This is a genomic window from Candidatus Rokuibacteriota bacterium, assembly GCA_016209385.1.
Taxonomy (GTDB): domain Bacteria; phylum Methylomirabilota; class Methylomirabilia; order Rokubacteriales; family CSP1-6; genus JACQWB01.
In genome coordinates this window covers 1-5,611 of record JACQWB010000291.1, presented here as the reverse complement: position 1 = coordinate 5,611, position 5,611 = coordinate 1, and the positions used below count along the sequence as shown (strand labels likewise).

Genomic DNA, 5,611 nt, shown 5'->3' with positions numbered 1-5,611 from the left:
GAACAAAGAGGTGCTCTGGGGGTCCATGGTCAAGCAGACCATGATCCGGAAGAACCCCGCCTTCAACGAGTCCTACTACGGCTACTCCACGTTCTCGAAGCTCCTGGAGGACGCCTCCAAGCACAAGGTCGTCTCCCTGGAGCGGGACGCGAAGAGCGGCACCTACATCATCACGTCCCTCGCGGAAGAAGGCCGCGCCGCCTGAGCCGCGCCCCGCACGACCCGGGCGAGGGGTTAGAGCAGGCGGCCAAGCGGCTCCGCTTCGCCGAGGTGGTGGTGGCGGGCGGGTTCCCGGAGGAGGCGTTGCGTCCGCTCCGGGAGGCGCTCGGGTGGGGGCTCACCGCGAGCCTCGCGCTGGTCAAAGACCGGGAGCCGGGCCCTGACCTTCCCCCGTCGCGGGAGGTGGAGACCGATCTGGTGGAGGCCGGGCGACTGCCGGAAGAGCTGGCGTTGCGCCTGTCCCGCGTCAGCGAGCTGACCGAACCACCTGACGGCGACACCCCGCTACCGCAGCCGTCGACGAAGACCCTGGCGACGCTGGTGGCGGCGGTGCGCGAGCTCATCGAGGCGGGAGAGCAGCAGGTGATGGCCAAGCAGCTGTAGCTATAATCTGTAGCTATAATACAGTTGTGGCTGAACCGATTCAGGGTACGCTCATCGAGCAACTCCGAAGGGACCACATGCACTCCCGCGACATCGCGGTAGTTCTCGAATCCGTGCGTCACCGTCTGGCGCAGCAGGGCATTCCGTTCGCGGTGATCGGGGCGCTGGCTCTCCGGTACTATGGCTACGTCCGTCACACGGAGGACATCGATATTCTCACGACCCGCGAGGGGCTCGACAGGATCCATGCCACGCTCGTCGGACAGGGCCTCGCACCCCGGGGGCCGGGGCTGCGGAAGAGCCTGCGCGAGACGGATCACCAGGTGAACATCGACATCGTGACCTGCGGGGAGCGTGCCGGTTCATCGGAGAGCCCCATTGAGTACCCTCCGCCGGACTCCGCCGCCTTCGTTGACGTCGGCGGGCTGCGGCTTCCAACCCTCGAGGCGCTCGTCGAGTTCAAGATCGCTAGCGGCGTGTGGGGCCACCGTGTGCAGGATCTGGCCGACGTGCAGCGGCTCATCCGCATCAATGGGCTCACGGAGGCATTCGCGGAGCGCATCGCCCCGACGCTCCGCGAGAAGTTCCTCGATCTCCTGCGCGAGTCGCGCCTGGAGCGCGACCTGGAATAGCGGCGCGGCTGCAGTCGAGGGTGCCGGACTTGGGGGGCCGCCTGGATCGCGAAGCCGCGCTTCCGCGAACCGTTCTCCAATCACTGCGCGTGAGAGGACGTCTCCAAGCACAAGGTCATCTCCCTGGAGCGGGACGCGAAGAGCGGCACCTACATCATCACGTCCCTCGCGGAGGAAGGCCGCGCCGCCTGAGCCGCGCCTGGAATGCCCTTCGAGCGCGGGCTTCGCCCGCGCAACCGAGTCCTGGGGGAGGCCTCGGAGGGGGCCGTCGAGGCCCCCTCCGATTGTGCTACCGGGCGATCAGCAGCCTGTCGATCGACAGCGCTCCGGCCCCGCCGACCAGCACCGCCAGCGCCATCCCGATCAGGGCCAGGTTCATCTCGATGCCGTGCCCCTTCCCCTGCTCGAGCGACCAGTTCAGAAAGAAGCCATTGCGCCAGTGGACCTTGGCCATGGCCACCAGCATGTCCACGATGAGTCCCAGCGCGGCGAGGCGGGCGAGGAAGCCGACCAGCACCCCCAGCCCGCCGAAGCACTCGGTGAGCGCGGCCAGTACGGCCAACGCGGGAGGGATCCGGAGGGCCTGCTGGAAGTAGCCGATGGTCCCCTTGAGGCCATGGCCGCCGAACCAGCCGAAGAGCTTCTGGGCCCCGTGGGCGAAGAAGATCACGCCGAGCGCCAGCCGCACGATCAGTAGGGACCAGGAGGGGTAAGTCCCGAGCACCAGATCCATAACGCGCCTCCTCTGGGTCTGGTTGCGTCCGGTTGAGCCCTCGGGTATTCTGCTGGCCGAAGTGTAGCATATCCGCGCTGCGAGCACTCCCAGCGATGACGCCGCACGCAAGCCGCACGATCGGGCTCTGGACCCTGCTTGCCCTGCTGGGCGCCGGGGTCTGGGTGCTCCTCGTCCTGCTGCCGGGAAGAACCACACCCCAGAGTTTCACGATCACGCTCAACCCGGTGATGAGCCGGGGACCACTGGCCGCTCCGGTGACGATCGTGGAGTTCTCCGACTACCAGTGACCCTTCTGCAAACGGGTCCAGCAGGTGCTGGACCGGATTCTGAAGGAGTATCCGACCCAGGTCCGCCTGGTCTTCAAGGACTTCCCGCTCGACTTTCACGCGCTGGCGCGGCCGGCCCACGAGGCGGCGCGCTGCGCCGGCGAGGCGGGCAAGTACTGGGAGTACCACGACCGGCTCTTCGCGGCCCAGCCCGAGTTCGCGCGCGACGACCTGATCCGCTACGCCGCTGAGCTGGGCATTCCCCGCGAGGGCTTCGTTCAGTGCCTGGAGAGCGGGCGCTTCCGGGCGCTCATCGAGGCGGACGTGGAGGAAGGGCGCCGGATCGGCATCCGCGGAACCCCCACGTTCTTCATCAACGGCCGCCCCCTGGCGGGCGCGGCCCCCTACGAGGCGTTCCAGGAGCTGATCGAGGAGGCGCTGCGGCGATAACGGTTCCCGGCGCTCCGGGACGACCGGCTCCCGAGCGGGAGGAGCGACGATGGCCGAAATCCAGGGAATCGGCGTGACCCACTATCCCGGGCTCGCGATGCCCGATGCCGACATGTCGGTCTTTCTCCGCCGGACGCTGACGAGCGAGAAGGTCCCCGCGGCGCTCAAGGACCCGCGGAACTGGCCGCCGCCGATGCGTGCCGAGTGGGGCGACGACCAGGGGGCTCAAGCCGCGGCGAAGCACCGCGAGCGGCTCGGCGAGGCCTTCCGGCACGTCCGCCGGGAGCTCGACGCATTCAACCCCGACTTCGTGCTGATCTGGGGCGACGACCAGTACGAGAACTTCAGGGAGGAGATCGTACCGCCCTTCTGCGTGTTCATCCTCGACGAGGTCGCGTGCACGCCCCTGGCCCACACGTGGGGCGCCGCGGCGAACATCTGGGGGGAGCCACCCGACAAGGTCTTTACCTACAGGGGCCACCCGGCCGGTGCCCGGCATCTGACGCGGCGCTTGATCGAGGCGGGTTTCGACATCCCGTACGCGTACACGGTACGCGATCCCCGGGGGCTCGCCCATGCCTTCGTGAACACGCTCCTCTTCCTCGACTATGACCGGCGCGGGTTCTCCTACCCCGTGGTGCCGTTTCACGTGAACTGCTACGGGTCGAGCCTCGTCCGGAGCCGGGGCGGGACCATCGTCCCCGGTGGGGAGCGCGAGGAGCCCGATCCGCCGGCCCCGTCGGCCAAGCGCTGCTTCGAGGTGGGACGGGCGACGGCGCAAATTCTGCGGGCGAGCCCGTGGCGCGTAACCGTCATCGGCTCGTCGAGCTGGTCCCACGCCTTCCTGACCGAGAAGAACAGCTGGCTCTACCCCGACATCGACGCCGACCGGCAACTCCTCGAGCAGCTCAAAGCGGGTCGGTACGCGGCGTGGGCCGGGCGGAGTCTCGCCGAGATGGAAGCGGCCGGGCAGCACGAGGTCCTGAACTGGGTCTGCCTCGCGGGCGCGATGGCCGAGCTGGGCCGAGCCGCCCGCATCGTGGACTACGTGGAGACCTGGGTCTTCAACTCCAACAAGTGCTTCGCAATCTTCCCGCCCGTAGGGTGCTAGAATGGGCCATGGACGCGGGCCTCATGAGCGCCGAGCCGGCCGACCTGCCTATCGAGGAGCTCTCCAAGTACGAGCCGGTCATCAACCTGAAGGCGGCCAGGGCGCTTGGCCTGACGATCCCCCGCGAGAAGCTCCTCCGCGCGGACAAGGTGGTCCAGTGAGCCGGCGGGAGGCTGGACGCCGTGGCATCCCTGCGTAGGCCGCCGGGCCGCCTCTTCTGGAAGTACCTCATCCGCTTCGCCGCCCTGGTCACCGGAGCGCTGGCGGTCAGCGGCGGCATCGAGATCTATTTCTCCTACCAGGAAAACAAGGCGGCCCTCGCCCGGATCCAGCGGGAGATGGCGCAGGCCGCGGCCTCCAAGATCGAGCAGTTCATCAAGGACATCGAACTCCAGATCGGCTGGACGACGCGGCCCCGCGCGGCGACCCTCGACCAGCGGCGTTTCGACTACATCAGGCTGCTTCAGCAGGTGCTGGCGGTGACCGAGGTCAGCCAGCTCGACGCCTCCGGCAAGGAGCAGCTCCGCGTCTCCCGCCTGGCGATGGACGTCGTCGGGAGCCAGGCGGATTACTCGCGGGACCCGAAGTTCCTGGAAGCCGGCGCGGGGCGGACCTACTTCAGCCCCGTCTACTTCCGCAAAGAGTCCGAACCCTACATGACTGTCTCCATGGCGGCCCCCGGCGGGAGTCTCGACGTTACCGTCGCCGAGGTGAATCTCAAGTTCATCTGGGACGTGATCTCCCAGATCAAGGTCGGCAAGGCCGGGCATGCCTACGTGCTGGACGCCCGCGGCAACCTCGTCGCACACCCGGACATCAGCCTGGTGCTGAAGAAGATTGACGTTTCCCCGCTCCCCCAGGTCCAGGCTGCCCGGGGCGCTGCCGGGACGCTCCCAGGGGCGCGGGAGGAAGCGACGATCGCCCGGGACCTCCAGGGCCGGCAGATCCTGACCGCCCATGCCCGGATCGCACCCCTGGGCTGGCTGGTCTTTGTGGACCTCCCGCTCGGAGAGGCGTTCGCGCCCCTCTACTCGTCCATCTTCAGGACCGTCCTGCTCGTGCTCCTCGGCGCGGCGTTGTCCGTCCTCGCGAGCGTCGGTCTCGCCCGGAAGATGGTGACGCCCATCCAGGCGTTGCAGGCCGGCGCCGCGCGGATCGGCGCCGGGGAGTTCGAGCATCACATAGAGGTGCAGACCGGCGACGAGCTGCAAGCCCTGGCCGACCAGTTCAACAGCATGGCCGGCCAGCTCCAGGAGTCTTATGCCAACCTCGAACAGAAAGTCGAAGTGCGAACGCGAGAGCTCAGCGAGACTCTGGAGCAGCAGACCGCCACCGCCGAGATCCTCCGCGTGATCAGCAGCTCTCCGACCGACCTCGAGCCCATCTTCGGCGCGATCCTGTCAAATGCCACACGGCTATGCGAGGCTCAGCTTGGCATCCTTTATCTGTACGATGGTGTGGCGTTCAAGGCCGTCGCATTCCTTGGCGTTACGCCCGCCTACGCCGACTACCTGCAACGCGCCCCGATTCGGCCCGGGCGAAGCACTGCACTTGGTCGGGTAATCCACGAACAGCGCTCGGCCCACATCGCCGACATCACGGCAGACATCGCGTATCAGGAGCGCGATCCCCTCCGACTTGCGACCATAGAACTGGAGGGCACACGTACCCTTCTGGCGGTGCCCATGCTGAAGGAGAACGCGCTCGTGGGTGCCATCGCGATCTACCGCCGGGAGGTCCGTCCATTCACCGACAAGCAGATCGGCCTGGTCAAGATCTTCGCCGACCAGGCCGTGATCGCCATCGAGAACGT

9 protein-coding genes are annotated in these 5,611 nt (G+C 67.5%); 8 read left to right on the top strand and 1 reads right to left on the bottom strand.

What is annotated here, in order from left to right; all coding sequences use genetic code 11:
- The 3 genes from HY726_21990 to HY726_21980 form a co-directional block, all read left to right on the top strand.
- Positions 1-205, top strand: a 205-nt coding sequence (locus tag HY726_21990; GenBank protein MBI4611669.1) for a hypothetical protein, incomplete at its 5' end; no start/stop codon positions are given.
- 71 nt (positions 206-276) lie between these two features.
- The gene (locus tag HY726_21985; protein ID MBI4611668.1) at positions 277-603 is read left to right on the top strand and encodes a hypothetical protein; all 327 of its coding nucleotides are present in this window, start codon (positions 277-279) and stop codon (positions 601-603) included.
- Between the two features lie 77 nt (positions 604-680).
- Positions 681-1,235 (top strand): hypothetical protein, encoded by a 555-nt coding sequence (locus HY726_21980; protein MBI4611667.1) that lies wholly within the window; start codon positions 681-683, stop codon positions 1,233-1,235.
- 289 nt (positions 1,236-1,524) lie between these two features.
- Here the strand turns inward: HY726_21980 and HY726_21975 are convergent, their stop codons facing one another.
- Positions 1,525-1,968 carry a DoxX family protein gene (locus HY726_21975; protein MBI4611666.1) on the bottom strand — a complete coding sequence of 148 codons (444 nt, stop codon included), beginning with the start codon at positions 1,966-1,968 and terminating at the stop codon, positions 1,525-1,527.
- Positions 1,969-2,063: 95 nt separating this feature from the next.
- Between HY726_21975 and HY726_21970 the strand changes: the two genes are divergently transcribed.
- The 5 genes from HY726_21970 to HY726_21950 form a co-directional block, all read left to right on the top strand.
- On the top strand, positions 2,064-2,258 hold the full coding sequence (locus HY726_21970; GenBank protein MBI4611665.1) for a hypothetical protein: 195 nt from the start codon (positions 2,064-2,066) through the stop codon (positions 2,256-2,258).
- A 24-nt stretch (positions 2,259-2,282) separates the two neighbouring features.
- Positions 2,283-2,687, top strand: a complete 405-nt coding sequence (locus HY726_21965; GenBank protein MBI4611664.1) for a thioredoxin domain-containing protein — start codon at positions 2,283-2,285, stop codon at positions 2,685-2,687.
- Positions 2,688-2,736: 49 nt separating this feature from the next.
- Positions 2,737-3,798, top strand: coding sequence for an extradiol ring-cleavage dioxygenase (locus tag HY726_21960; protein MBI4611663.1), 1,062 nt, complete (start codon positions 2,737-2,739; stop codon positions 3,796-3,798).
- A 23-nt stretch (positions 3,799-3,821) separates the two neighbouring features.
- On the top strand, positions 3,822-3,959 hold the full coding sequence (locus HY726_21955; protein MBI4611662.1) for a hypothetical protein: 138 nt from the start codon (positions 3,822-3,824) through the stop codon (positions 3,957-3,959).
- A gap of 21 nt (positions 3,960-3,980) precedes the next feature.
- On the top strand, positions 3,981-5,611 hold a 1,631-nt coding region (locus HY726_21950), incomplete at its 3' end, for a GAF domain-containing protein (protein ID MBI4611661.1).

Coding starts and splice junctions, on each gene's coding strand:
- HY726_21980 (MBI4611667.1), top strand. CDS start 681: ATGCACTCCCGCGACATCGCGGTAGTTCTCGAATCCGTGCGTCACCGT.
- HY726_21955 (MBI4611662.1), top strand. CDS start 3,822: ATGAGCGCCGAGCCGGCCGACCTGCCTATCGAGGAGCTCTCCAAGTAC.
- HY726_21970 (MBI4611665.1), top strand. CDS start 2,064: ATGACGCCGCACGCAAGCCGCACGATCGGGCTCTGGACCCTGCTTGCC.
- HY726_21975 (MBI4611666.1), bottom strand. CDS start 1,968: ATGGATCTGGTGCTCGGGACTTACCCCTCCTGGTCCCTACTGATCGTG.
- HY726_21960 (MBI4611663.1), top strand. CDS start 2,737: ATGGCCGAAATCCAGGGAATCGGCGTGACCCACTATCCCGGGCTCGCG.